We start from the raw sequence: 25,114 nt of genomic DNA on the forward strand, positions 1-25,114 counted from the left end.
GGTATTATAAAATGGGAGATGCATTAAGTTTACAGGTAATATTAATTTTATTAACATTTGTAGTTATTACAGGACTTATGATTGCTAAAAAGTTACCAACATTATTAGCTTTACCTTTACTAGGTATTATTATTGCAGTGATTGCTGGGGTTCCATTCAAGACACCGTTAGAGGAAGGTGGACAAACAATAATGGGACATGTTATTGGAGCGGGTTCTGCAAGGTTAGCAACAACTATGATTGCCACAATATTAGGTGGAATGTTTGCTAAAACTATTCAAAAGCAAGGAGTATCCAATGCTATAGTAAGAAAAGCAGCAGAGCTTGCAGGGGATAAACCATTAGTTATAGCTTTTGTATTAACAGCAGCAGTTTCAGTAGTTTTCTCAGCACTTGGGGGAGCTGGGGCAGTTATAATGGTAGCAACAATAGTAATACCTCTTATGCTATCAGCAGGTATTAAACCAACAGCAGCTGCCGGTTGTTTCCTAATGGGGCTTGGTTTAGGGGGATTATTTAATGTAGCTAACTATCAATTCTATGTTGATGCAATTGGAATGGATATGGAACTTGTAAAATCAACTTCTTTAGTATTAGGATTAATTTCTGTAGCTGTAACAGTTGTATATATATTAATTAATGTTAGAGGTACTTCAGTAAGAAGTACATGGACTATGCCAACAGGAACAACAACAAATGTTGTTCAAAAGGATGTTAATATTTTTGCTTTACTAGCACCAATAGTACCAATTTTATTAGTATTCTTCTTTAAGTTATCAACTGAAGTTTCTTTATTAACAGCGGTTATTTATACAATATTAGTAACAAAACCAAGAGATTTCATACAAATTACAACAAGCTCTTTAGTTGAAGGAATTCAGGATGTTGCTGGGGTTTTAGGTTTAATGATAGGTATTGGTATATTATTAAATGGTGTTGCAGCAGAACAAACAGTATCATTAATGCAACCACTTATTTCAGCAGTATTACCAACTTCACCAGTTCCATATATAATATTATTTACAATCTGTGCTCCTTTAGCGTTATATAGAGGACCATTAAATCTGTATGGATTAGGTTCTGGAATCGCAAATGTTATGCTTGCAGCAGGAACATTAAGCCCAGCAGCAATTGGTATGGCATTAAGATCTACAGGTGTAGTTCAAGGTATATCTGATCCAACAAATACTCATAATGTTATAGTGTGTGATTTTGCAAAAGTAGATGTAAATGCCGTATTAAAATCTACAATACTTTACACAGTAATAATAACTTGTGGAGCTTTAATATATACTGCAATTACTATATTTTAGTTAAGAAAATATTCTTAATTTAAAAGAAGGATTAAGAGTTAAGTTGTTTTAAAAACCAAAACTTAACTCTTAATTTCCCAAAATATAAAGTGGTGGCGCTAGGGATAGGTGTATAAGCCTTTTTTGATAAATTTGAGGGGAGTAAATTAAATGAATAATTTATATTATTTAAATGATGAAATTTTATCCTTTTTAGAATTAAAGGAAGATATAGTATTTCATAAAATACCAAAGAATAAAATAAGGTATTTTCTTAATGAGGCTAGTAATATTGGTAGAAAAGAAGCTAAGAAATATAAAGATATTACCTTAGAAAAGTTACTTAAGGATAATGGAGTGGAAGTAATTATTGAAGAGACTTGTCCCACTAAGAAATTAGATATAAGAGGTGAGATAATCTTTGATAAAAAAGAAAAGAAAATAACAATTTATAAAAATTCTATAGATCAACTATATAAATCTTTAAATGAATCAGGATTTAAAGTGAGCAGAGAGAAGGTTTATCAAATTCATTTGGCACATGAGTTTTATCACTTCCTGGAGTTTAAGAATAAAAAGAATACAAACGAATTGTTAGAAAAGGTGGAGACAATTTCTATAGGACCAATAAAGAGAAAATCTTCAATACTAAAAACTAGGGAAATAGCAGCTCATAGCTTTTGTAAGGAGTTATTAAATCTTAAATTCCATCCAAAGCTTATGGATTATTTATTTTTAATTGAAACTAAGAAAGTAGATAAAAATGATTTTAAAAGGTATATTACAGAATTAAATAATGAATATTTACACCTCTGATGTTAATTAAATTAATAATTAACATCAGAGGTGTATTATTTTATTCTTTAGGAATTTATAATAAGATAACTAGATTAACTAAGCCAATTGACTTCATATATTGATAGAGATGATGATGGAACAGGAACTTTAGAAAGATATAAAAAAGAAATTTATTTAGGATAAAGAAGTTATTGACTTTATTACTTTATTGTGTTAAAGTATTAAATAAGAAAAGCGTTTTTAAAGAAAATAAAGAGGGGGCAATTAATTATGAAATTTGGGAAAAAATTATTAGCTTTAACAGTAGTATCTGTTATGTCATTATCATTGATATCATGTGGGGAAAAGAAAGATCAAAGTGTATTAGATAAGGACAAGCTTATTTTAGGTTTTGATGATACTTTTGTACCCATGGGATTTAAAGATTCAAATGGAGAGTATGTTGGATTTGATATTGATCTAGCTAAGGCTGTTTCAGAAAAGTTAAATAAGGAAATAGAGTTTCAACCTATAGATTGGAGTATGAAAGAAACGGAACTTAAGAACGGAAATATAGATTTTATTTGGAATGGATATAGCATTACAGACGAAAGAAAAGAAAAAGTTGAATTTTCAACTCCATATTTAAATAATAGACAAGTTATTATTACTTTATCAGATTCCAAAATTAACACTAAGGCAGATTTAAAAGATAAAGTTGTTGGTGCACAAAATCAATCAAGTGCTGTTGATGCAATTGAGGCTGATGGGGATACTATAACTACCTTTAAAGATGGTAAAGTAGTAACTTTTGAAACTAACAATGAAGCATTAATGGATTTAGAAGCAGGAAGATTAGATGCTGTAGTTGCTGATGAAATATTAGCAAAATACTACACTAAGCAAAGAGGGGCTGAAAAGTATAAAATTTTATCTGAAGATTTTGGTACAGAAGCGTATGCTGTAGGAATGAGAAAAGAAGATAAGGATTTAGTTGATGCATTTAATAAAGCATTTAATGAGTTAGTTGAAGATGGAACAGCTGGAGAAATTTCTGTTAAGTGGTTTGGTGAAGATATAATTGCAAAATAATTAATAAAGTAATAAGGAGGCGTTTACCTTGGAATTAATAAATGAAATTATGGAATTTATTCCTCAAGCATTAGAAGGCTTAAAGGTAACTATAGGAATATTTTCGATAACCTTAATATTATCAATACCTTTAGGAGTAGTAATTGCCTTAGGAAGAATATCTAAAATAAAAATACTAAAATCTATTACTGGAATCTATGTTTTAATTTTACGAGGAACACCTTTATTATTACAAATTTTATTTATATTCTTTGGATTACCTCTTATTAATATAAATATACCGAGATTTCCAGCGGCTATTTTAGCTATGGTATTAAATTATGGGGCATACTTTGGTGAAATATTTAGGGCAGGTATATTATCTATAGATAAAGGACAATTTGAAGGGGCAGAGGTACTTGGACTAAGTAAAAAAGATACTTTCTTTAGAATAGTACTACCTCAAGCTCTAAAAAGAGTTTTTCCACCTGTTGCCAATGAGGTAGTAACTTTAGTTAAAGATACATCATTAATTTATGTAGTTGGTTTAGATGAATTATTAAAGATAGCGAAAATAGCATCTAATAGGCTATCGTCTATTATGCCATTTGTAGTAGTTGCAGTATTTTACTTAGTATTCAATGGAATACTAACAAAGCTTTTAGAGACTATGGAGAAGAAGTTTGATTATTATCAATAGGAGGGAAGGATATGCTTAAGATTAAGGGGTTAAAGAAAAGTTTTGGGGAAACTGAAGTTTTAAATGGAATAGATCTTGAAGTAAATTCAGGAGAAGTAGCAGTTATAGTAGGTCCTTCTGGCGGTGGTAAAACAACTTTATTAAGATGCGTAAATGGACTGGAGTTTTGTGATGAAGGGACTATTATGATAGAAAATAATTATTTATGTGAAAATGGAGTTTATAAGGAAAAGAAAGATTTTAATGAAGTAAGAAAATCTATAGGATTAGTATTCCAAAACTTTAATCTTTTTCCTCATATGAGTGTATTAGGGAATTTAATAGAAGCACCAATTAGGGTTTTAGGGGAAAAAGAAACTAAGGCAAAGGAAGATGCAAAAGAGATACTAAGATTTTTAGGATTAGAAAATAAAATAGATAGTTATCCTTATGAACTGTCAGGAGGACAAAAGCAAAGAGTAGCTATAGGACGAGCTTTAGCTTTAAAGCCTAAATTAATGTGCTTTGATGAACCTACATCAGCTTTAGATCCAGGTTTAACAGGAGAAGTAGCCGAACTAATAAGATCCCTTGCAAAAGATGGAATGAGTATGCTTATAATAACTCATGATATGGATTTTGCAGAAAAAGTAGCGGATAAAATATATTCAATGAAGAATGGAACTCTCCTAGAAGGGAACGTATTTACAAATTGAATATAACGACAATGATAAATAGAATATGCTCCATAAGACATATTCTATTTATCATTGCGAGTATATTACAATTAATAATAGCCAAAGAATTTGTTGTGGAAATGATATGTATTAAATAAAAATGAGAGCAGTAAAAATGAAAAATGAAGGAATGAATAAAGGAGGTTTTGCATGGCAAAACCCCCTTTATTTTAAGATGTACTTAAAAAATCTGTAAAGATTTTTTTATAAGCATTCTTTAATTAATAAGATGCTTTGCATTTTATTACATACTTACAGTTATTTTTTTGATTTAAATATGACTTTTATTAATTCATTTATTACAAATGGAATTAGTGAAATTAATATTACTATTCCCCAATCATATAAGCTTAATGAATAAACCTTAAATATACTTGCAGTAAATGGTATTGTTATTATTGCAAATTGCAATAGGATACCAAAAGCTATGGATGCTAGTAGCCATTTGTTTTTAAAGAAGCCTATTTGGAATATAGATTTTCTTTCGTTTCTCATTGATAAGGAATAGAAAAGTTGAGAAACACTTAGTACTACAAAGGCCATTGTTTGAGCATGTTTTAAGGAGTCAGGATATAATTTTTCTCCTAATACAAAAGCGATTAAAGTGGTAGCACCAATTAATATACCATTTATTATTAGAAGAATTCCCATTCTACCTGCAAATAAACTTTCATTTGGAGCTTTAGGAGGTAAGTCCATAACTCCCTTATCACCTGGATCTACTCCTAAAGATAGAGCAGGGAAACTGTCTGTAATTAAGTTTACCCATAGAATATGGATTGCTTGTAATGGGGTAGGCCAGTTTAGTAAGATTGCAACAAATAATGCAACTACTTCTCCTAAGTTACAGCTTAAAAGGAATATAATGGATTTTTTTATATTATTAAATATATTTCTTCCTTCTTCTACTGCTTTTACTATAGTGGTGAAGTTATCATCAGTTAGTACCATATCAGCTGCACCTTTAGCAACATCTGTACCTGTTATACCCATTGCAACTCCAATATCAGCAGCTTTTAGTGAAGGAGCATCATTAACACCATCACCTGTCATAGATACTATATTACCGTGAGCTTTAAATGCTTTTACAATCTTTACTTTGTGTTCAGGAGAAACTCTTGCAAAAACTTTATAATTATTAATAATCTTTACAAACTCATCATCACTATAAGTATCTATTTCACTTCCAGCCATAGCCTCAGAAATATCTTCGGCAATGCCTAAATCTTTAGCTATAGCAACAGCAGTGTTTTTATGATCACCAGTTATCATTATAGTTCTAATTCCAGCGTTTTTACTTACATCAATAGAAGATTTTACTTCTTCTCTAGGTGGATCTATCATTCCCATAAGACCAACAAAGATTAAATCAGTTTCAAGATTATTTACTACAATGTTGTTATTATCAATTTCCTTATAAGCTAAGGCTAATACTCTTAAGGCATCATCTGACATTTTATTAGATGCTTCTAAAACATTATCTTTTTCATCTTTAGTAAATTCTTTAACTTCATTGTTTATTAAAATTTTATTTGATATTTTTAATATGCTATCTATTGCCCCTTTAGTAAACACAGTATTTTTATTATTATAATTATTTACTGTAGTCATTAGTTTTCTATCTGAATCAAAGGGGATTTCATTAATTCTTTTGTTAGAAGCTGTTAAATCTTCCTTTAGTATATTAAGTTTATTTCCAACTTCTATTAAAGCAACTTCAGTAGGGTCTCCGGTTTGCTTTCCATCCTTTGAGGTGGCATCATTACATAAAATCATACCATCTACTAATAGTTTTGCTTCTTTATTATTAATATCGATTTTATCTAAATCTATAATTGTTCCGTCTACAAAAAACTTCTTTACAGTCATTTTATTAATTGTTAATGTACCAGTTTTATCTGAACAAATAATATTAACTGATCCTAGAGTTTCAACAGAAGGTAATTTTCTTATAATTGCATTTTCTTTAATCATTCTTTGAACTCCAAGAGCAAGAACAATTGCAACAATAGCAGGTAATCCTTCTGGAATTGCAGCAACAGCTAAGCTTATTGAAGTCATAAACATTTCAAGAAAATCTCTTCCTTGGAACATAGATACTATAAACATAAGTATAGAAACACCTACAGCAGCAAACCCTAAGGTTTTTCCAAGTTGAGCAAGCTTCTTTTGAAGTGGGGTAGTATTATCTTCCTCAGCATCAAGCATTTTTGCTATCTTACCTATTTCTGTATTCATACCAGCTCCCACGACTATACCTACACCTCTACCATATGTTACTAGCGTAGACATAAAGGCCATATTATGCTGATCACCAATAGGCAATTCTGAGTTATCTGTATTAGTTTCTGAATTTTTTTCAGAAGGGACAGATTCACCTGTAAAAGCTGATTCTTCTATTTTCAAATTAGCAGCTTCAATAAGTCTTAAGTCAGCAGGTATATATCTACCAGCATCGATAATAACTATATCTCCAACTACAACTTCTTCAGATTGAATTTCTATTATATTTCCATCTCTTTTAACTAAAGCCTTAGGAGTGGACATGTTTTTCAATGCTTCTAAAGCCTTTTCAGCCTTAGACTCTTGAATTACACCAATTATAGCATTCACAAAGATAACTATTAAAATTATAATTGCATCACTAACTTCTTTAACTGCTATAGAGATAATAGCTGCAATTAATAATATATAAATCATTACATCATTAATTTGGGCTAGGAATAATTGAAACATGCTTTTTTTCTTTTTTCCTTGAAGTTTATTTAATCCGTTTTTCTCAAGTCTAGATTTAGCTTCATTTGAAGATAACCCATTAACTTCATTAGAGGATAATTCTTTTATTATTTCATCAGAATTTTTACTATACCACATTTTTACCTCCTAATTATAAAAACTATGCATAACTATAGTGTATTAATTTTTAGCTATAATAATACATGGAAGAAGTGAGGAAATTTAAATTTAATGTTATAATAACTTTAAGGATGGTGGAAAAATGGAAGTTGGAAGAATTAATAGAAAAGAAATAATACAGCAGGATAGAAGAGTTGTATCAGAAAAAAAAGATTTTTCACAAAGCTTTAATCAAGCTAAAGAAAGACGTTCTGAAGAACAACTTAAAGAAATGATAGAAGAAATACATAAAAAAGGAAATAGATTAGTAGCTACAAAAACATATGGAGATGTAGTAGCATATAAAAAAATGATCAAAGAATATTTAGAATCTATTCTTAAATTTATGTATAACACAAAAAAAGATATTAGCTTTTGGCAAACTCAATATTTTATAACTGTAGATACAATAGATGCTAAGCTTGAAGAATTAACTACAGCACTATTAAAAGGTGAAACAGATAATTTAAATATAGCTTCATCAATAGATGAAATACAAGGTTTAATAGTAGATATTTATAGATAACTTGTAACTATGTTGTATATTACTTGAAAATTATTATCAATAAAGATATTATAAGTTATAAGAATTATTAAGAAATAATATATAAACGTACTAAATTATGTACTAATAGAAGGAGGAAAAATGGTAAAAAGATTTATTAGTTATTATAAACCCTATAAGAAGTTATTTTTCTTTGATTTACTTGCAGCATTTACTACTGCAGCTTGTGATCTTGTTTATCCAATGATGACAAGAAATTTAGTTAATGATAGTATTCCTAATAAAAATATTAGAATGCTAGTTGTTTTTGGAGTAACTTTGCTAGCTATTTATTTTATAAAAGCAGCATGTGGATACTTTATGCAATATTATGGACATGTTATGGGTGTACATATGCAAGGAGATATGAGAAGGGATATGTTCTTACATCTTCAAAAGTTACCTAATACTTACTTTGATAACAATAAGACTGGTGATTTGATGAGCAGAATGATAAATGACCTTATGGATATTTCAGAGCTTGCTCACCATGGACCAGAGGATTTATTTGTTTCATTAGTAATGTTAATTGGTTCCTTTACAGTATTATGCACAATTAATATTCCATTAACTCTTATTATATTTGCATTTATACCTTTTATAGTTTTATTTACATGGAAGCAAAAAAATAAGATGTTAACTGCTTTTATGGAAACTAGAGTAGAAACATCTGCAGTTAATTCTAATTTAGAAAACTCTTTATCAGGAATAAGAATAACTAAGGCATTTGTTTCACATGAGCATGAAATAGACAAGTTCCAAAAGGGAAATAATAGATTTAAGTCAGCTAGATCTAGAGCATATAAGGTTATGGCAGAATATTTTGCAGGAGTAGGCTTTGGAATAGATTTTTTAGACTATGTAGTTTTAATTGCAGGTGGGATTTTCACATACTTTAATATAATTAACTTAGGAGATTTCTTTGCTTATCTTTTATACATAAAATTATTTACACAGCCAATTAAAAAGCTTGTAAACTTTATGGAGCAATATCAAAATGGAATGACTGGTTTTAAGAGATTTACTTCTATAATTGATGAAAAGACAGAAGAGGATGGAAAGATAGAGCTTAAAGATGTTAAAGGAAATATTGAATTTAAAGATGTACACTTTAGCTATGAAGAAAAGAGCATACTTGAAGGAATTGACTTAAATATTGAAAAAGGTAAGATGCTTGCTCTAGTAGGACCTTCTGGTGGAGGTAAAACTACTTTCTGCAACTTAATTCCTAGATTTTATGATGTTACAGAAGGTGATATAACTATTGATGATAAAAGTGTGTTTGATGTTACTTTAGAATCCTTAAGAAGTAATATAGGAATAGTTCAACAAGATGTGTTTTTATTTACTGGAACAATAAAGGATAATATATTATATGGTAATCAAAATGCAACAGATGAAGAAGTAATAGCAGCAGCAAAAAGAGCAAATATACATGACTTTATTATGAAACTAGATGATGGATATGACACTTATATTGGTGAAAGAGGAGTTAAACTATCAGGTGGACAAAAACAAAGAATTTCTATTGCTAGGGTATTTTTAAAGAATCCACCAATATTAATTTTAGATGAAGCAACTTCAGCTTTAGATAATACAACAGAGTATATGATTCAAAAATCCTTAGAAGAGCTTTGTAAGGGAAGAACTACTATAGTAGTTGCACATAGATTATCAACTATTAAAAATGCAGATGAAATCCTAGTTTTAACTGACAAAGGAATTGAGGAAAAGGGAAGTCATGAAGATTTATTAAAGGTTGATGGACTTTATAAAGAATTATATGAATCACAATTTTTAAATTTAAAGAAATAAAAATATAATAAATAGGAAAATATAATATAGTATATATGATTTCAAGAATTTAAATTTATCAAATAATAGTAAGATAAATTTAAATTCTTAAAATATATGCTATTGACGATATTATGTAGAATAAAGTAAAATATCAATATAGATACCCACTAGGGGTATAATAGGAGGTAGTTTATATGGTAGAACACGGAAGTGAATTAAATTTTGAAGAATTAGTTTTAAAAAATGAAGGAGTAGTTTTAGTAGATTTTTGGGCAAAGTGGTGCGGTCCTTGTAAGATGATAGCTCCAGTAGTAGAAGAAATATCTAATGAAGTTACAGATGCTAAATTCATAAAGGTAGATGTGGATGAAAATGAAAATTTAGCAAATAAGTACGATATAATGAGTATTCCAACATTAGTAGTATTTAAAAATGGTGAGCCTGTTGAAACATTAGTAGGATTTATGCCTAAGGATAGCTTAAAAGAAGCTGTTACTAAGCATTTATAATTAGAGGTGAAACTTTGAGTGAAAGATATGATATTGCAATTGTAGGAAGTGGACCTGCAGGTTTATCAGCAGCTTTAAATGCAAAAATAAGAAACAAAAGCTTTATTATTTTTGGAAATAAAAACTTATCTAGTAAAATAGAAAAAGCTCCTGGGATAAATAATTATCTTGGATTTCCTAATATAAGTGGAAATGATTTAAAGATAAAATTTCAAGAACATATTAAAGAAATGGAAATAGAAATAGCTGAATATAGAATAGATAGTATTTATGCAATGGGAAGTCATTTTGTATTAATGTCAAATGATAAGTCCTTTGAAGCTACATCAATTATTTTGGCGACTGGAATTGAATATACTAAACCCTTAGTAGGAGAGCTTGAATTCTTAGGAAGAGGAGTTAGTTATTGCGCTACTTGCGATGCTAATTTTTATAAAAAGAAAAGAGTTGCGATATTAGGGTATAACAAAGAAGCAGAAAGGGATGCAAACTATGTATCTGAAATAGCTTCTGAAGTATATTATGTACCTATGTATAAAGAGCCATATAACATCAATGATAGTATTACTATTATTAAAGATAAACCTAAGAAGATATTAAATGAATCTAATAATAGAACTTTAGTTTTAGAGAATAATGAAATTGAAGTTGATGGTATTTTTATAATAAAGGATTCCATTTCACCCGCTCAATTAGTCCCAGGATTATTAATTGAAGATGACCATATTTCAGTAGATAGATATATGAAAACTAATATTAAAGGTTGCTTTGCAGCAGGGGATTGTGTAGGAAAACCATATCAATATATAAAAGCAGCTGGAGAAGGCAATATTGCATCATTAAGTGCAGTAAAGTACTTAGATGAATTAAAGAAAAAATAGTATATTTTAATAACAAACTTTAAGGAATAAATAATGTTTAAAAAAGTAAGGATGAAACTAGATATTTTAATGTTTCATCCTTTATATTTTAATAAATTTATAAAGTTGTACTAATTAGTCAATTTTTTTTAGGATAATACTTTTTTATTGGGGGAAACTGTATTATTATAAGAGTATGAAATAAAAATACTTACGAAAGGGTGAGGTTAATGAGTAAAAGAAATAAAAGTAGTAAAGTTAATCCATTATTAGTTGTAGGGGCTATAGCAGGAACAGCAGCAGTAATTGCAGCTGCAAAGAAAATAAAAGATAATAATGATAAAAAGGCTAAGATGATAACTTATTCAGAAGGTTTTGTAGAAAGTGGAGATAGACAAATCTACTTTGTTGGTGGTGGATTAGCTTCTCTTGCAGGTGCAGTTTATTTAATTAGAGACTGTAAAGTGAAGGGTGAAAATATTCATATTATTGAAAGCGCCAATATATTAGGTGGCAGTAATGATGGAGCTGGAAATACTCAAAATGGATTTATAGTTCGTGGCGGGAGAATGCTAAATGAAGAAACATATGAAAACTTCTGGGAATTATTTAGTAGCATTCCTTCAATTGATATGCCTGGTATGAGTGTCACAGAAGAAATATTAAATTTCGATCATTTACATCCAACTCATGCACAAGCAAGGCTAATTGATGAAGATGGGAATATTTTAAATGTTAAAAGCATGGGATTCAATAATGCAGATCGTTTAGCTTTAGGAAAATTAATGATGATGCCTGAAGAGAAATTAGATGACTTAACTATTGAAGATTGGTTTAAAGATACACCACATTTCTTTACTACAAACTTCTGGTATATGTGGCAAACTACTTTTGCCTTCCAAAAGTGGTCTAGTTTATTTGAATTTAAGCGTTATATGGAACGTATGATATTTGAATTTTCTCGTATAGAAACTTTAGAAGGTGTTACTCGTACTCCATATAATCAGTATGAATCATTAATATTACCTTTAAAGGAGTATTTAAATAAGTATAATGTAGATTTCAGTATCAATGCTACTGTTACAGATATAGATTTTAAACCAGGAGATGGAATAACTGCTACAGCAATTCATATAAAGTCAGAGGATGAAGAAAGCATAATTGAGTTAAGAGATGAAGATTTATGCATAGTAACGAATGGATGTATGACTGATTGCGCGACTTTAGGAGATTTAAAAACTGCACCAGAATATCTTCCAAGTAATCCTCCTTCAGGAGACCTTTGGGAAAGGATAGCAAAGAAGAAATTAGGACTTGGTAATCCAGTTCCATTCTTTAATCATCCAGAGCAAACTAATTGGGAAAGCTTCACAGTTACTTGCAAAGGTAATAAGCTATTAAAGCTAATTGAGCAATTCTCTGGTAATATACCTGGAAGTGGAGCTTTAATGACATTTAAAGATTCAAGTTGGTTAATGAGTATTGTAGTTGCTGCCCAACCTCACTTTAAGAACCAACCAATGGATACTACTATTTTCTGGGGATATGGACTTTATACAGATAAGGAAGGAGACTATGTTAAGAAGCCAATGAAAGAATGTACTGGTGAAGAAATTTTAATAGAATTATTACATCATTTACATTTTGAAGATAAACAAGATGAAATTATGGAAGACATAGTTAATGTTATACCATGTATGATGCCATATATAGATGCTCAATTCCAACCAAGAAAAATGACTGATAGACCTAAGGTTGTTCCAGAAGGTTCTACAAACTTTGCATTAATAAGTCAATTTGTAGAAATACCTGAAGATATGGTATTTACTGAAGAATATTCTGTTAGAGCTGCAAGAATAGCAGTATATAAATTATTAGGTGTTACTCATAAGTCAATAATACCTGTAACGCCTTATAAGAAGGATAAAAAAGTTTTATTAAAAGCGTTAAAGAAATCATATAGCTAGAGTTAAGAAATAAAAAATAGGGATAAGTTAATAGTTAAAAGTTTAAAATGAAAAATTAAAAGGGAAAGAGTTGAGAATGTTTGTAATGAAAAACTTCCTCAACTCTTTTATTTTATAATTTATTCTCAACTTATAATTATAATTAGCAATTACCCTTTATCAATTACCTATATATGGTTGATACATCATAAATGCATGATTTTCAGTGATGTATTCATCATTAATTTCTTCGTTAGCAATATTATAAACTTTTCTATATAGTACATTATTTCTAATATAATGACCAAAAAATCCAGGAGTCATTGAATGTTCTTTTTCGTAAACTTCATATCTATAATTACATCTTTCAGTTGAGCGCCATTCACCTATAAGATTTTCTTTTGTAAGATATAGTTTAAGCTGATAAGGAGTTTTGGTAGTGTTCTTTATTTCTAAATCTAAGTAATTATAAAAACATGTAGCACCAGAACCAAAGGGTTGGGTTCTATTTACATCAGGAAAAACATCATGACTATGTCTATATCGTTCTGTAACAGTTAGAGGGGAATGTAAAGTTATCCAATAAATTAAATTAGATAATTGGCATAAACCTCCACCAACACCAGATTCAAAGTCACCATTAGGGCTAAGAACCATCCCATCTTTATAACCTTTTCCATAAGTAGGTTTTCCGATTAGTTTCCAATAGGAAAAGTATTCACTAGGCATAATAATAACCCCATCTAGCTTTTGTATTGCTAGTTTTAAATTTTCAACTTTATTATGTTGTAATGACATATCAACATTAAGTAACTTTCTATAAAGAGGTGTACTGTGTGTGAAAATTACATGGTTTAAAGTATCTTTATTAATATTTTTACTATATGTATTTTGAGAGAACCACCAGTAAAAATATTTTCTCATTTTATAGTAAGATTGTCCTAAAGTTAATCTTAATTTACTTCGATTAATAGGCTTTTTCTCAATATAGGTCATAATTTCAACTCCTAAAAGATAATACAATATAATTGTAAAATAAAGGGATAATATATACAAGTAGTTAAATATATAAATTAATTTTTGAGATTAGGCAATATTTAGTATAGAATATGGAAGTGGAAATTATGAATGGAAAAAATAAAGAAATGAAGATTATGAAATAAATGAATTAAAGAATGATAGTATTATTTTATTAAATAAAAATGAAAGAATTAAGGAAATAATTTAGCAAAGCTAAATTAGGAGGATCTTATCATCCAAACTCTCTAGGAGCTTATTCCATAATTCTTTCATTATTTAAATATTTAATTTTTTAATTATTTCAGTAATGTTAAAACTCTTAGAGTTTTAACATTAAATTATAATTTCTGGCTGTGCTAAAGATTGTCCCATCATCTCATCAATTAATTCTTTAACATATAAAAGTTTATCAATTCTATAGGCATTTCCACCGCAGAATACCAATCCATTTTCAACGTCACCTTTTACAGATTTAATTAAGGCAGAACTTATACAGTACGGAGTAGTACCTGGGTTACAAGGAATTAAACAGTCATAACATTTAGTGATTTTAACTCTTTGAGTTTTTAATGTTTCAGTCAATTTATTTCTTATTGCTCTTCCAGGCATTCCTACGGGACTAATTGTAAGCTCGATATCTTCTTTTTTGCAATTTACAAAAGCATTTTTGAAGTTGGGATGAGCATCGCATTCATGTGTTGCAACAAATCTTGTAGCCATTTGAACACCACTTGCTCCAAGATTTAAGTATCTCATCATATCTTCATGAGTAAATACGCCGCCAGCAACAATTACAGGGATTTTTTTGTCGAAGTCTTTTTCAAAATTTTTAACTTCTTCAATTACAGCTGATACATATTTATCGAAATTAACTATATCATTATCTAGATTGTTTTTCTTAAAACCTAGATGACCACCAGCTAATGGGCCTTCTACAATTACAGCATCAGCAGTTCTATTAAAATGCTTTTTCCAGTAACTAAGTACTAATTTACAAGCCTTAGCAGAAGACACTATAGGAGCTATTTTAATTGAGCTTCCTGCAGTTATTTCTGGTAAGTTTAGAGGTAATCCAGCACCTGAAATAATTAAATCAGCTCCAGCCTCTATTGCTGTTTTAACATGTTCTATATAGTTATTCATAGCTACCATGGCATTAACACCAATAATACCATTTAAGCTTATTTCTTTTGCTTTTTTTATATGTTTAGTTAATCCTCTTAAGTTTGCAGCAAGGGTATTTTTTTCGAAATCTTCCTCCATATATCCTGGGTGAGCAGCTGAAATAACGCCTATAGCACCATTCTTTGCTACATTACCAGCAAGATTAGATAAAGACACTCCAACTCCCATTCCCCCTTGGATTATAGGGACTTTAGCTATTAAATCACCAATTATTAATGGTTTTATATTCATAATGTATCTCCTTTTAGTTTGATATAATAATATTTTGATTATCAAAATATTATTATTAGTATAATCTACAAATTAAAAAAAGACAATATATGTTTTATAAATAATTTACAGTAACTTACTTCTATGGAGTTTAGAAGTAAAAATAATATATAAATTAAATGGAGTAATTGAAAGAATAGATTATTAAGTTTTAATTTATGATTAAAAAAATGTATCTTTAAGAAAAATATGATTTATTAAATTTAAATTACTATTATTGACAAAACAAAAAAATGGTATTATTATGGTGATATTACTTTGACAGTCAAAATATTTGAATAGAAATTCATAAATATGATTGGTAGAGTATAGAATTTAATAGCTTAAAGTAAGGCTACAAAGATTAAGTATTAATTTATTACAAACAAATGCTTTGATAATAAAAATATTTGATAAAAAAATAAATTTTAATTTATTTTAGAAAGAGGCGTTAAATGGAAGGAGTTAAAATACTGGGGGTTGGTAAGTATTGTCCAGAAAATGTAGTTACTAATTTTGATTTAGAAAAAATAGTAGAAACTTCTGATGAATGGATAGTAAAGAGAACTGGAATTAAGGAAAGAAGAATATCTGATGGGGAAGGTACTGTGGAAATTGCTTATAAAGCAGCATTAAATGCTTTAAAAAACAGTAATTGCGGTAAAGATGACATTGATTTAATAATCGTAGCTACAACCTCACCAGATAAGATAATGCCGTCTACAGCGTGTAGTGTACAAGGGCTTTTAGACTGCAAAAATGCAGCTGCCTTTGATATATCAGCAGCTTGCTCCGGATTCGTATATTCTTTAATTATAGCAGATAGTTTAATAAAATCTGCAGGTAAGAAAAGAGCACTGATTATAGGAGCAGAAGTTTTATCTAAAATAGTTGATTGGTCAGATAGAAGTACTTGTGTACTTTTCGGTGATGGAGCAGGGGCAATGGTGATTGAAGCTTCTGATGAAAATTCAATTATTAGTTCTTGTTTTGCATCTGATGGAAAACTAGGAGAAAAAACTTTAGTAGCAGCTGAAATTAATTTAAACACACCTTTTGCAAAAAGTGAAAATATAGAAAAAAGATATATAGAAATGAAAGGTGGGGAGGTCTTTAAGTTTGCAGTATCTATATTACCAGAGATAGTAAATGATGTTTTAGATAAGGGGAATGAGAATTTAGAAAATATAAAATATATAGTTCCTCATCAAGCTAACTCAAGGATAATAGATGAAGCAGCAAGAAGACTTAAAGTAAATAGGGAAAAGTTTTATGTTAATGTTGATAAATATGGAAATACTTCAGCAGCAAGTATTCCAATAGCATTAAGTGAGCTTTCTGAAAAAGGCCTTATTAATAAGGGAGACAAAATAATCTTAGCAGCCTTTGGTGGAGGATTAACCTGGGCTAGCACATTAATTAAATTTTAGGAGGAATAAAAAATGGTATTTGAAAAAATTAAGGAAATCGTAGTTGATCAATTAGGAGTTAATGAAGAGGATGTAAAGATTGAAACAAACTTTATGGAGGATTTAGGAGCAGATTCTTTAGATTTATTCCAAGTAGTTATGGATTTAGAAGATGCTTTTAACGTAAAGGTTGAGAATGTTGAAAACATAAAAACTGTTGGAGATGCTGTTAAATATATTGAAAGCGTAGTTAAATAATAAACTGAAATTTTAATTTAATAATAAATTGGAGGACATCATGGACAATAATATTTGCAATCTGTTAAATATAGAATACCCTATATTTCAAGGGGCTATGGCATGGGTTTCAGATAGTTCATTAGCAGCTGCAGTTTCAAATGCAGGTGGTCTTGGAATAATTGCAGGAGCAAGTGCTCCTGCAAGCTATGTAAGAGAAGAAATAAGAAAAGTTAAAGAACTAACTGATAAGCCTTTTGGTGTTAATATTATGCTACTATCAGAGAATGCAAAGGAGCTAGCTGATATAGTGGTTGAAGAAGGTGTTAAAGTAGTAACAACAGGTGCTGGAAATCCGGGTAAATACATGACAAAGTGGAAAGAAGCGGGTATAAAAGTTATTCCTGTAGTTGCTTCAGTAGCATTAGCTAAAAGAATGGAAAGAGCAGGAGCTGATGCAATAATTGCTGAAGGTTGTGAGGCTGGAGGCCATATTGGGAAGCTTACTACTATGGTGTTATTACCACAAGTTGTAGATGCTGTAAGTATTCCAGTAATTGGAGCAGGTGGTATAGCTGATGGTAGGGGGGTAGCTGCTGCCTTTATGCTTGGAGCTAAGGGGATTCAAGTAGGTACTAGATTTTTAGTAGCTAATGAATGTACTATTCATGATAATTATAAGGAAGCTGTAATTAAGGCTAATGATATAGATACAGTAGTAACAGGAAGGCCAACAGGTCATCCAGTACAAGTAATAAAAAACAAGCTAGCTAGGGAATATTTAAATTTAGAAAAGCAAAATGCACCAATAGAAGTCTTAGAAGAGCTTGGCAAGGGTGGATTAAGAAAGGCTGTAAAAGATGGAGATATAGATGGTGGATCTCTTATGGCAGGTCAAATTTCTGGTTTAGTATCAAAAAGACAAAGTGCTAAAGAAATAATTGAAGAAATGTTTCAGGAATTTGAAAATATTAAAAAGAGCCTTTAAAGGAGAGTATTATGAAGATAGCATTTATTTTTGCAGGTCAAGGTTCCCAGTACATAGGAATGGGGGAGGAATTATATAATAATATTCCAGCTTGCAAGGAAGTATTTGATAAAGCAAGGGAAGCCTTAGGCTTTGATATTAAAGAATTAATTTTTAATGGTGATAGTGAAGAATTAAATATTACTGAAAATACTCAACCTTCAATTTTAATAACTTCTATTGCTGCTATGAAAGCATTAGAAGAAAAGGGACTAAAGCCAAGTGTAGTGGCTGGCTTAAGTCTTGGAGAGTATTCAGCCTTAGTTGCTGCTGATGCAATTAACTTTGAAGAGGCAGTAGTTTTAGTTAAAAAAAGAGGAAGATATATGCAGGAAGCAGTTCCAGTAGGAATTGGCGCAATGGCTGCTATTATTGGACTAAGTGTAGAAAAGATTAATGATGCATTAAAGGAAGTATCAAGTTTTGGAGTTGTTGAAATTGCAAACTACAATACTAATAAGCAAATTGTAATTGGTGGAGAGAAAGATGCAGTGGAAAAAGCTAAAGAGTTATGTATAGAAAAGGGAGCTAAAAGGGCAATAGATCTTAAAGTTTCAGGACCTTTCCATACATCATTACTAGAAGAAGCATCAGTTAAGCTTAGTGAAGAGTTTAAGAATGTAACTTTTAAAGATCCAAATGTTAAAATTATATCTAATGTTACAGCTAATTTTATAAATAATAAGGAAGAAATTAAAGAATTACTATGTAAACAAGTTAAGTCTTCAGTAAGATGGAGTGAAAGTGTATCAAAAATGCTAGATTTAGGTGTTGATACATTTATAGAGCTGGGGCCTGGAAGAGTTTTAAGCAGTTTTATTAAAGAAATTAGTAGAGAAAAAGGCTTAAAGGTAAGTATTTATAATATTGAAGATATGAAATCTTTAGAAAAAACATTAGAAGGGATTGAAAATAGAAATGGTTAAAAATAAGATTGCTATAGTTACAGGTGCAACTAGAGGAATTGGAAAAGAAATAGCAAGAACATTAGCACAAAATGGAGCTAATATTGCTTTTAATTATAGAACTTACAACGAGGAGATAGAATCTTTTATCAATGAACTTGAAGGATTTGATGTAAGAGTATTAGCATTTAAGTGTGATGTCAGTAAAGAAGAAGAAGTTAATGAATTTATTAAGGAAGTTAAGAATAGATTTGAAAGAGTAGATATCTTAGTTAATAATGCAGGAATAACTAAAGATGGATTAATTATAAGAATGAGTGAAAAAGATTTTACAGATGTATTAGATGTTAATTTGACAGGAACGTTTAATATGACTAAAGCAGCTTCTGGTGTTATGGTAAGACAAAGAAGTGGCAAGATTATAAATATATCTTCTGTTGTTGGAGTAGCAGGAAATGCAGGACAATGTAATTATTCAGCTTCCAAGGCTGGTGTTATAGGATTATCTAAATCAGTAGCTAGAGAGCTAGCAGGAAGAAATATAAATGTTAATGTTATAGCTCCAGGATATATTAATACAGATATGACTAAGGTTCTTCCAGAAAAGGTTAAGGAAGAAGTATTAAAGACAATTCCTATGAAAAAAATTGGAGAACCAAAGGAAATAGCTAATTTAGTTTTATTCTTATCATCAGATTTATCTAATTATATAACTGGTCAAGTGATAAATGTAGATGGTGGAATGGTGATGCATTAAAGGAGAGTGCTAATATGAAAAGAAGAGTAGTAGTTACAGGTTTAGGTGCAATTACACCAATAGGTAATTCCATAGATAGCTTTTGGAATTCAATTAAAGAAGGAAAAAATGGAATAGATAATATTACTTTATTTGATACTGAGGATTTTAAAGTTAAACTTGCTGCTGAAGTTAAGGATTTTAATGCTGAAGAATATATAGGTAAAAAAGATGCTAAGAGATTAGATAGATATACTCAATTAGCATTAGTTGCAGCTAAAGAGTGTATGAAGGATAGTAATATTGATTTAGATAAAGTTGATAGAGAAAGATTTGGAGTATTATTCGGTTCTGGAATAGGTGGACTTATGACTATAGAAAATCAAATAATAACTATGCTTAATAGAGGACCAAGTAGAGTATCTCCATTAACTATACCAGCATCTATTTCTAATATTGCAGCAGGAACTATAGCGATAGAATTTGGACTTTTAGGAACTTGCTTAAGTGTTACAACAGCTTGTGCAACTTCAACTCACTGTATAGGAGAAGCTTTTAGAGGGATTAGAGATGGGTATATGGATAGAGCTTTAGTTGGTGGATCTGAAGCTTCAATATGTAAGTTTGGTATTTCAGGATTCCAAGCATTAACAGCTCTAAGTAGAAGCGAAGATAAAAATAGGGCATCTATACCATTTGATAAAGATAGAAATGGATTTGTCATGGGTGAAGGGGCAGCTGCTTTAATTTTAGAAGATTTAGATAGTGCATTAGAGAGAGGTGCTAAAATATATGGAGAAGTTGTAGGATATGGTACTACATGTGATGCCTATCATATTACATCACCAAATCTAGATGGTAATGGTGCATATAGGGCAATGAGAGATGCAATTAATGATGCTAGAATTAATACCAGTGATATTAATTATGTTAATGCTCATGGAACATCTACAGAAATTAATGATAAGGTTGAAACTTTAGCTATAAAGCAAGCATTCGGTGAAAATGCTAAGGATGTTTATGTAAGTTCAACTAAATCAATGACAGGTCATTTACTAGGGGCTGCAGGTGCTGTAGAAGCTATAATTTCTATTAAAGCCTTAGAGGATGGATTTGTTCCTGCAACTATTAATTATGTTAATAAAGATGAAGAATGTGACTTGAATTTAGTAGTTAATGAAGGAATTAAAAAAGAAATAGATTATACTATGTCTAATTCGTTAGGCTTTGGTGGACATAATGGATCAGTAATATTTAAAAAGTGGAGAGGGAAATAAGATGTTAAGTTACGAGCAAATTAAGGATTTAATAGAATCTGTAGACTCATCTTCTCTTAGAGTTTTTGAATTTGAAAGCCAAGGAACTAGATTAAGACTAAGTAAAAATGATGAAGCTATTAAGGAAGTGCAAAGTCTTTCAGTAGAAACTAATGAAGCTAAGGGAAATATTTATGATTCATCAATAAATGCTAATTTAGTTTCTAATAATGAGTTTAATAATATTAATGAGAGTAATATAGAAAAAGTAGAGATAAAGGAAAACTTAAATATAGTTAAATCACCATTAGTTGGAACTTATTATTCTTCAGGATCACAAGGAGGGAAACCTTACGTGGAAAAAGGAGATAAGGTTAAAAAGGGTGATGTTCTTTGTATAGTCGAAGCTATGAAAATAATGAATGAGATTGTATCTGAATTTGATGGCGAAGTTGTAGAAGTTTTAAGAAATGATGAGGATATAGTTGAATTTGGAATGGAATTATTTAAAATAAAGTAGGTGAATTTTATGGATATAAAAGAAATAATGGAGATTATACCACATAGATATCCATTTTTATTAATTGATAGAGTTGAAGAACTATTGGATAATAAAATAGTGGCAATTAAGAATGTAACTATGAATGAATATTTCTTTCAAGGACATTTTCCAGTAGAACCTGTTATGCCAGGGGTGCTAATTATTGAGGCATTAGCTCAAGCTGGTGCAGTAGCCTTACTTAAAAGAGATGAATTTAAAGGTAAGATTGCATATTTTGGTGGAATAAATAATGCTAAGTTTAGAAAAAAAGTAGTTCCAGGTGATACTTTAAGGTTAGAAGTTGAACTTACTAAAATAAGAGGTATTGCAGGAATAGGAAAAGGAATTGCTTATGTAGATGATAAAAAGGTCTGTGAAGCTGAACTAACCTTTATGGTTGGATAATAAAGAGGTGTTTTTATGATTAGAAAGGTCTTAATAGCCAATAGAGGTGAAATAGCAGTAAGGATAATAAGGGCTTGCAAAGAGCTTGGAATACAGACGGTAGCTATTTACTCAGAAGCTGACAAAGATGCTATGCATACTGAGTTAGCAGATGAAGCTATTTGTGTTGGAAAGCCTAAATCAAAGGACTCATATTTAAATGTTAGTAACATAATTAGTGCTGCAGTAATAACAAAGTGCAATGCTATTCACCCGGGATTTGGATTTTTATCAGAAAATGCAGAGTTTGCAGCCATTTGTGAAGAATGCAATATAAAATTTATAGGTCCATCAAGTAAGACTATAAGTATAATGGGTGATAAGTCTAGGGCTAGAGAAATTATGAAGAAGGCTAATGTGCCAGTAATACCTGGTAGTGATGGTATAGTTGAAAATATAGAAGATGCTTATATTGAAGCAGAGAAGATAGGTTATCCAGTAATGGTTAAGGCTGCTTTAGGTGGTGGAGGTAAAGGAATTAGAATAGTTCACAGCAAAGAGGAATTAGAAAATGCCTTCTTTACAGCAAAGTCTGAAGCAATGGCTAACTTTGGTGATGACACAATATATATGGAAAAATTTATAGTTAATCCTAGACATATAGAGTTTCAAATTCTAGGAGATGAGCATGGGAATATAGTGCATCTTGGTGAGAGAGATTGTACAGTTCAAAGAAGAAATCAAAAAGTATTAGAAGAGGCCCCATCCTCTATAATAAGTAGTGTGCTTAGAGAAGAAATGGGAAAGGCAGCAGTAAGAGCTGCAAAAGCAGTTAAATATTATAATGCAGGAACTATAGAGTTCCTAGTAGATAAGTATGGAAGCTTTTACTTTATGGAAATGAATACTAGAATTCAAGTTGAGCATCCTGTTACAGAGATGATAACTTCCATAGATATAGTAAAAGAGCAAATTAAAATTGCAAATGGTAGTGATTTAAGTTTTTCACAAGAAGATGTATGTATAAAAGGTCATGCAATTGAATGTAGAATAAATGCTGAAAATCCTAAAAAAGGATTTATTCCTTCACCAGGAAAGATTGAATTTTTAAATCTTCCAGGGGGGAATGGTATAAGGGTAGATACAGCTGTTTTTACAGGATATAAAATACCTCCAACATATGATTCAATGATAGCAAAGCTTATTGCATACGGTAAAGATAGGGAAGAGGCAATTAATAAAATGCTAAGAGCCCTTGATGAGTTTGTAATTGAAGGAATTGACAATAATATAGATTTTCAAATAGATATTTTAAATAATGAGAAATTTCGCTTAGGAGACTTTGATACAAGTTTTATAAGCAAAGAATTTAATTTATAGTTGGTGAAATAATATGGGGATTTTTAAGAAAAGACAGTACGGGGTTATTAATATAACTCAAGTAGAAGAAAAAGATGTACCAGTAGTTCCAGATGGAACTTGGATAAAGTGTAATAAATGTGGGAAGATACTATATAAAAAGGCTTTAGAAGAAAACTTAAATATATGCCCTAGCTGTAATAATTACTTTAGGCTAGGTAGCTATGAAAGAATAGCACAAATATGTGATAAAGGAACCTTTAAAGAATTTAATAAGTATATGAAGTCCAGAAACCCAATGGATTTTCCGAACTATGAAGAAAAATTAAAAGAAAATGTAGAGAAGAGCGGAACAACTGAAGCAGTAGTTACAGGTGAAGGTGAAATAGCTGGTAATAAAATAATTATTGCAGTTATGGATTCTAATTTCTTAATGGGTAGTATGGGGACAGTAGTAGGGGAAAAAATAACTGTGGCTGTTGAAGAAGCTACTAAAAGAAAGTTGCCTATAATAATTTTTACAGCTTCGGGTGGAGCTAGAATGCAGGAGGGAATATTATCTTTAATGCAAATGGCAAAAGTAAGTAGTGCATTATCAAAGCATAGTGATAGTGGACTTTTATACATTACAGTTTTAACGGATCCAACAACAGGTGGTGTAACTGCTAGTTTTGCAATGCTTGGAGATATAATATTATCAGAACCAAATGCTTTAATAGGTTTTGCTGGGAGAAGAGTTATTGAAGGAACTATTAAAGAAAAATTACCTGATGATTTTCAAAGTGCAGAGTTTTTATTAGAAAATGGATTTATAGATAGTATAGTAAAAAGAGAAAATTTAAAGTCATCCCTTGCTACTCTTCTTAAACTTCATGAAGATTTGGAGGTGTAGCTAAATGAAAAATATAAAAGCTTATGATAGATTAGTAATAGCTAGAATGGTTGAGAGACCAACTACTTTAGATTATATTGACAAAATATTTGAAAATTTTTATGAATTACATGGAGATAGACTTTTTAAAGATGATAAATCTATAGTAGGAGGAATAGCCTTTCTAAACAATAGACCTGTTACTATTATCGGAATTCAAAAAGGAAAAGACTTAAAAGAAAATATGGATAGAAACTTTGGTTCACCTAATCCTGAAGGTTATAGAAAGGCCTTAAGATTAATGAAACAGGCAGAAAAATTTAATAGACCAATAATTTGTTTTATTAATACATCAGGAGCTTACTGTGGAGTAGGAGCAGAGGAAAGAGGTCAAGGAGAAGCTATTGCTAAGAACTTAATTGAGATGGCACAAATTAAGGTGCCTATAATTTCTATAATTATAGGCGAAGGTGGTAGTGGAGGAGCTTTAGCTCTAGCTTGTGGAGATAGGGTATGGATGCTGGAAAATTCAGTTTACTCTATTTTATCACCTGAAGGATTTGCTTCTATTTTATTGAAGGACCCTAGTAAGTCAAAAGAAGTTGCAGAAATCATGGGTATTACTGCTTATGACTTATATGAAAAAGGAGTAATAGAGAAGATAATAAAGGAGCCTAAAGGAGGCGCCCATAAGAGCTTAGATTTAATAGCAATAGCTATTAAGGAAGAGCTTATTAATGAGTTGAAGATTTTAAGTAGTAAGACAAAGGAAGATCTTCTTGAAGAAAGATATCAAAGGTTTAGAAAATTTTAATATTAATATCTATT

The 25,114-nt window shown here is 30.2% G+C and carries 24 protein-coding genes; 21 read left to right on the forward strand and 3 right to left on the reverse strand.

The window, feature by feature from the left end; genetic code table 11:
* Positions 1–11 precede the first annotated feature (11 nt).
* The 5 genes from E5347_RS00850 (at position 12) to E5347_RS00870 (ending at position 4,535) form a co-directional block, all read left to right on the forward strand.
* Entirely contained in the window at positions 12–1,313 is a 1,302-nt protein-coding gene (locus E5347_RS00850; RefSeq protein ID WP_136003619.1) for a transporter, read from the forward strand.
* Positions 1,314–1,463: 150 nt separating this feature from the next.
* Positions 1,464–2,108 carry a hypothetical protein gene (locus E5347_RS00855; protein WP_136003621.1) on the forward strand — a complete coding sequence of 215 codons (645 nt, stop codon included), beginning with the start codon at positions 1,464–1,466 and terminating at the stop codon, positions 2,106–2,108.
* A 252-nt stretch (positions 2,109–2,360) separates the two neighbouring features.
* Positions 2,361–3,161, forward strand: coding sequence for an amino acid ABC transporter substrate-binding protein (locus E5347_RS00860; protein ID WP_136003623.1), 801 nt, complete (start codon positions 2,361–2,363; stop codon positions 3,159–3,161).
* A gap of 37 nt (positions 3,162–3,198) precedes the next feature.
* Positions 3,199–3,840, forward strand: a complete 642-nt coding sequence (locus E5347_RS00865) for an amino acid ABC transporter permease (RefSeq protein WP_136005818.1) — start codon at positions 3,199–3,201, stop codon at positions 3,838–3,840.
* Positions 3,841–3,851: 11 nt separating this feature from the next.
* On the forward strand, positions 3,852–4,535 hold the full coding sequence (locus E5347_RS00870) for an amino acid ABC transporter ATP-binding protein (protein ID WP_136003625.1): 684 nt from the start codon (positions 3,852–3,854) through the stop codon (positions 4,533–4,535).
* Positions 4,536–4,814: 279 nt separating this feature from the next.
* Here E5347_RS00870 and E5347_RS00875 read toward each other — a convergent pair whose 3' ends face one another.
* Positions 4,815–7,430 carry a calcium-translocating P-type ATPase, PMCA-type gene (locus E5347_RS00875; protein ID WP_136003627.1) on the reverse strand — a complete coding sequence of 872 codons (2,616 nt, stop codon included), beginning with the start codon at positions 7,428–7,430 and terminating at the stop codon, positions 4,815–4,817.
* A gap of 124 nt (positions 7,431–7,554) precedes the next feature.
* Between E5347_RS00875 and E5347_RS00880 the strand changes: the two genes are divergently transcribed.
* From E5347_RS00880 to E5347_RS00900, 5 genes are all read left to right on the forward strand, one after another.
* Positions 7,555–7,977, forward strand: a complete 423-nt coding sequence (locus tag E5347_RS00880) for a YaaR family protein (protein WP_136003628.1) — start codon at positions 7,555–7,557, stop codon at positions 7,975–7,977.
* 120 nt (positions 7,978–8,097) lie between these two features.
* Positions 8,098–9,810: an ABC transporter ATP-binding protein gene (locus E5347_RS00885; protein ID WP_136003630.1), complete on the forward strand. Its 1,713-nt coding sequence runs from the start codon at positions 8,098–8,100 to the stop codon at positions 9,808–9,810.
* A gap of 176 nt (positions 9,811–9,986) precedes the next feature.
* Positions 9,987–10,301: a thioredoxin gene (trxA, locus tag E5347_RS00890; protein WP_136003632.1), complete on the forward strand. Its 315-nt coding sequence runs from the start codon at positions 9,987–9,989 to the stop codon at positions 10,299–10,301.
* A 14-nt stretch (positions 10,302–10,315) separates the two neighbouring features.
* On the forward strand, positions 10,316–11,182 hold the full coding sequence (locus E5347_RS00895; protein WP_136003634.1) for an NAD(P)/FAD-dependent oxidoreductase: 867 nt from the start codon (positions 10,316–10,318) through the stop codon (positions 11,180–11,182).
* A 209-nt stretch (positions 11,183–11,391) separates the two neighbouring features.
* Entirely contained in the window at positions 11,392–13,128 is a 1,737-nt protein-coding gene (locus E5347_RS00900; RefSeq protein WP_136003635.1) for an oleate hydratase, read from the forward strand.
* A gap of 159 nt (positions 13,129–13,287) precedes the next feature.
* Here E5347_RS00900 and E5347_RS00905 read toward each other — a convergent pair whose 3' ends face one another.
* Together E5347_RS00905 and E5347_RS00910 are read right to left on the reverse strand one after the other, a co-directional pair.
* On the reverse strand, positions 13,288–14,103 hold the full coding sequence (locus E5347_RS00905; protein ID WP_136003637.1) for a VanW family protein: 816 nt from the start codon (positions 14,101–14,103) through the stop codon (positions 13,288–13,290).
* A 357-nt stretch (positions 14,104–14,460) separates the two neighbouring features.
* Positions 14,461–15,543 (reverse strand): NAD(P)H-dependent flavin oxidoreductase, encoded by a 1,083-nt coding sequence (locus E5347_RS00910; protein ID WP_136003639.1) that lies wholly within the window; start codon positions 15,541–15,543, stop codon positions 14,461–14,463.
* Positions 15,544–16,016: 473 nt separating this feature from the next.
* On the opposite strand from E5347_RS00910, the gene E5347_RS00915 reads away from it, so the two are divergent.
* From E5347_RS00915 to accA, 11 genes are read left to right on the forward strand one after another with little or no spacing between them, the layout of a single operon-like run.
* Positions 16,017–16,991 carry a beta-ketoacyl-ACP synthase III gene (locus tag E5347_RS00915; protein WP_136003641.1) on the forward strand — a complete coding sequence of 325 codons (975 nt, stop codon included), beginning with the start codon at positions 16,017–16,019 and terminating at the stop codon, positions 16,989–16,991.
* A gap of 12 nt (positions 16,992–17,003) precedes the next feature.
* A complete protein-coding gene (acpP, locus tag E5347_RS00920; protein WP_136003643.1) occupies positions 17,004–17,228 on the forward strand; it encodes an acyl carrier protein in 225 nt (74 codons plus the stop codon).
* Between the two features lie 40 nt (positions 17,229–17,268).
* Positions 17,269–18,195: an enoyl-[acyl-carrier-protein] reductase FabK gene (fabK, locus tag E5347_RS00925; RefSeq protein ID WP_425350405.1), complete on the forward strand. Its 927-nt coding sequence runs from the start codon at positions 17,269–17,271 to the stop codon at positions 18,193–18,195.
* Positions 18,196–18,203: 8 nt separating this feature from the next.
* On the forward strand, positions 18,204–19,160 hold the full coding sequence (gene fabD, locus E5347_RS00930) for an ACP S-malonyltransferase (RefSeq protein ID WP_168354918.1): 957 nt from the start codon (positions 18,204–18,206) through the stop codon (positions 19,158–19,160).
* On the forward strand, positions 19,153–19,896 hold the full coding sequence (fabG, locus tag E5347_RS00935) for a 3-oxoacyl-[acyl-carrier-protein] reductase (RefSeq protein WP_136003647.1): 744 nt from the start codon (positions 19,153–19,155) through the stop codon (positions 19,894–19,896). Before fabD ends, fabG begins: the two co-directional genes overlap by 8 nt.
* Before the next feature lie 14 nt (positions 19,897–19,910).
* The gene (fabF, locus tag E5347_RS00940; RefSeq protein WP_136003649.1) at positions 19,911–21,152 is read left to right on the forward strand and encodes a beta-ketoacyl-ACP synthase II; all 1,242 of its coding nucleotides are present in this window, start codon (positions 19,911–19,913) and stop codon (positions 21,150–21,152) included.
* A gap of 1 nt (position 21,153) precedes the next feature.
* Positions 21,154–21,651: an acetyl-CoA carboxylase biotin carboxyl carrier protein gene (accB, locus tag E5347_RS00945; protein WP_136003651.1), complete on the forward strand. Its 498-nt coding sequence runs from the start codon at positions 21,154–21,156 to the stop codon at positions 21,649–21,651.
* Between the two features lie 9 nt (positions 21,652–21,660).
* Positions 21,661–22,077, forward strand: coding sequence for a 3-hydroxyacyl-ACP dehydratase FabZ (gene fabZ / locus E5347_RS00950; RefSeq protein WP_136003654.1), 417 nt, complete (start codon positions 21,661–21,663; stop codon positions 22,075–22,077).
* A gap of 15 nt (positions 22,078–22,092) precedes the next feature.
* The gene (locus E5347_RS00955) at positions 22,093–23,436 is read left to right on the forward strand and encodes an acetyl-CoA carboxylase biotin carboxylase subunit (RefSeq protein WP_136003656.1); all 1,344 of its coding nucleotides are present in this window, start codon (positions 22,093–22,095) and stop codon (positions 23,434–23,436) included.
* A gap of 13 nt (positions 23,437–23,449) precedes the next feature.
* On the forward strand, positions 23,450–24,307 hold the full coding sequence (accD, locus tag E5347_RS00960) for an acetyl-CoA carboxylase, carboxyltransferase subunit beta (protein WP_136003659.1): 858 nt from the start codon (positions 23,450–23,452) through the stop codon (positions 24,305–24,307).
* Positions 24,308–24,311: 4 nt separating this feature from the next.
* On the forward strand, positions 24,312–25,100 hold the full coding sequence (gene accA, locus E5347_RS00965) for an acetyl-CoA carboxylase carboxyl transferase subunit alpha (protein WP_136003661.1): 789 nt from the start codon (positions 24,312–24,314) through the stop codon (positions 25,098–25,100).
* Positions 25,101–25,114: the final 14 nt, after the last annotated feature.

The sequence above is a fragment of the Clostridium sartagoforme genome (genome assembly GCF_004794105.1).
GTDB lineage: Bacteria > Bacillota > Clostridia > Clostridiales > Clostridiaceae > Clostridium > Clostridium sartagoforme_B.

What these genes read in the sequence shown, in the direction of transcription:
- E5347_RS00850 (WP_136003619.1), top strand. Translation starts at nt 12, where the DNA reads ATGGGAGATGCATTAAGTTTACAGGTAATATTAATTTTATTAACATTT.
- E5347_RS00855 (WP_136003621.1), top strand. Translation starts at nt 1,464, where the DNA reads ATGAATAATTTATATTATTTAAATGATGAAATTTTATCCTTTTTAGAA.
- E5347_RS00860 (WP_136003623.1), top strand. Translation starts at nt 2,361, where the DNA reads ATGAAATTTGGGAAAAAATTATTAGCTTTAACAGTAGTATCTGTTATG.
- E5347_RS00870 (WP_136003625.1), top strand. Translation starts at nt 3,852, where the DNA reads ATGCTTAAGATTAAGGGGTTAAAGAAAAGTTTTGGGGAAACTGAAGTT.
- E5347_RS00875 (WP_136003627.1), bottom strand. Translation starts at nt 7,430, where the DNA reads ATGTGGTATAGTAAAAATTCTGATGAAATAATAAAAGAATTATCCTCT.
- E5347_RS00880 (WP_136003628.1), top strand. Translation starts at nt 7,555, where the DNA reads ATGGAAGTTGGAAGAATTAATAGAAAAGAAATAATACAGCAGGATAGA.
- E5347_RS00885 (WP_136003630.1), top strand. Translation starts at nt 8,098, where the DNA reads ATGGTAAAAAGATTTATTAGTTATTATAAACCCTATAAGAAGTTATTT.
- trxA (WP_136003632.1), top strand. Translation starts at nt 9,987, where the DNA reads ATGGTAGAACACGGAAGTGAATTAAATTTTGAAGAATTAGTTTTAAAA.
- E5347_RS00900 (WP_136003635.1), top strand. Translation starts at nt 11,392, where the DNA reads ATGAGTAAAAGAAATAAAAGTAGTAAAGTTAATCCATTATTAGTTGTA.
- E5347_RS00905 (WP_136003637.1), bottom strand. Translation starts at nt 14,103, where the DNA reads ATGACCTATATTGAGAAAAAGCCTATTAATCGAAGTAAATTAAGATTA.
- E5347_RS00910 (WP_136003639.1), bottom strand. Translation starts at nt 15,543, where the DNA reads ATGAATATAAAACCATTAATAATTGGTGATTTAATAGCTAAAGTCCCT.
- E5347_RS00915 (WP_136003641.1), top strand. Translation starts at nt 16,017, where the DNA reads ATGGAAGGAGTTAAAATACTGGGGGTTGGTAAGTATTGTCCAGAAAAT.
- acpP (WP_136003643.1), top strand. Translation starts at nt 17,004, where the DNA reads ATGGTATTTGAAAAAATTAAGGAAATCGTAGTTGATCAATTAGGAGTT.
- fabK (WP_425350405.1), top strand. Translation starts at nt 17,269, where the DNA reads ATGGACAATAATATTTGCAATCTGTTAAATATAGAATACCCTATATTT.
- fabG (WP_136003647.1), top strand. Translation starts at nt 19,153, where the DNA reads ATGGTTAAAAATAAGATTGCTATAGTTACAGGTGCAACTAGAGGAATT.
- fabF (WP_136003649.1), top strand. Translation starts at nt 19,911, where the DNA reads ATGAAAAGAAGAGTAGTAGTTACAGGTTTAGGTGCAATTACACCAATA.
- accB (WP_136003651.1), top strand. Translation starts at nt 21,154, where the DNA reads ATGTTAAGTTACGAGCAAATTAAGGATTTAATAGAATCTGTAGACTCA.
- fabZ (WP_136003654.1), top strand. Translation starts at nt 21,661, where the DNA reads ATGGATATAAAAGAAATAATGGAGATTATACCACATAGATATCCATTT.
- E5347_RS00955 (WP_136003656.1), top strand. Translation starts at nt 22,093, where the DNA reads ATGATTAGAAAGGTCTTAATAGCCAATAGAGGTGAAATAGCAGTAAGG.
- accD (WP_136003659.1), top strand. Translation starts at nt 23,450, where the DNA reads ATGGGGATTTTTAAGAAAAGACAGTACGGGGTTATTAATATAACTCAA.
- accA (WP_136003661.1), top strand. Translation starts at nt 24,312, where the DNA reads ATGAAAAATATAAAAGCTTATGATAGATTAGTAATAGCTAGAATGGTT.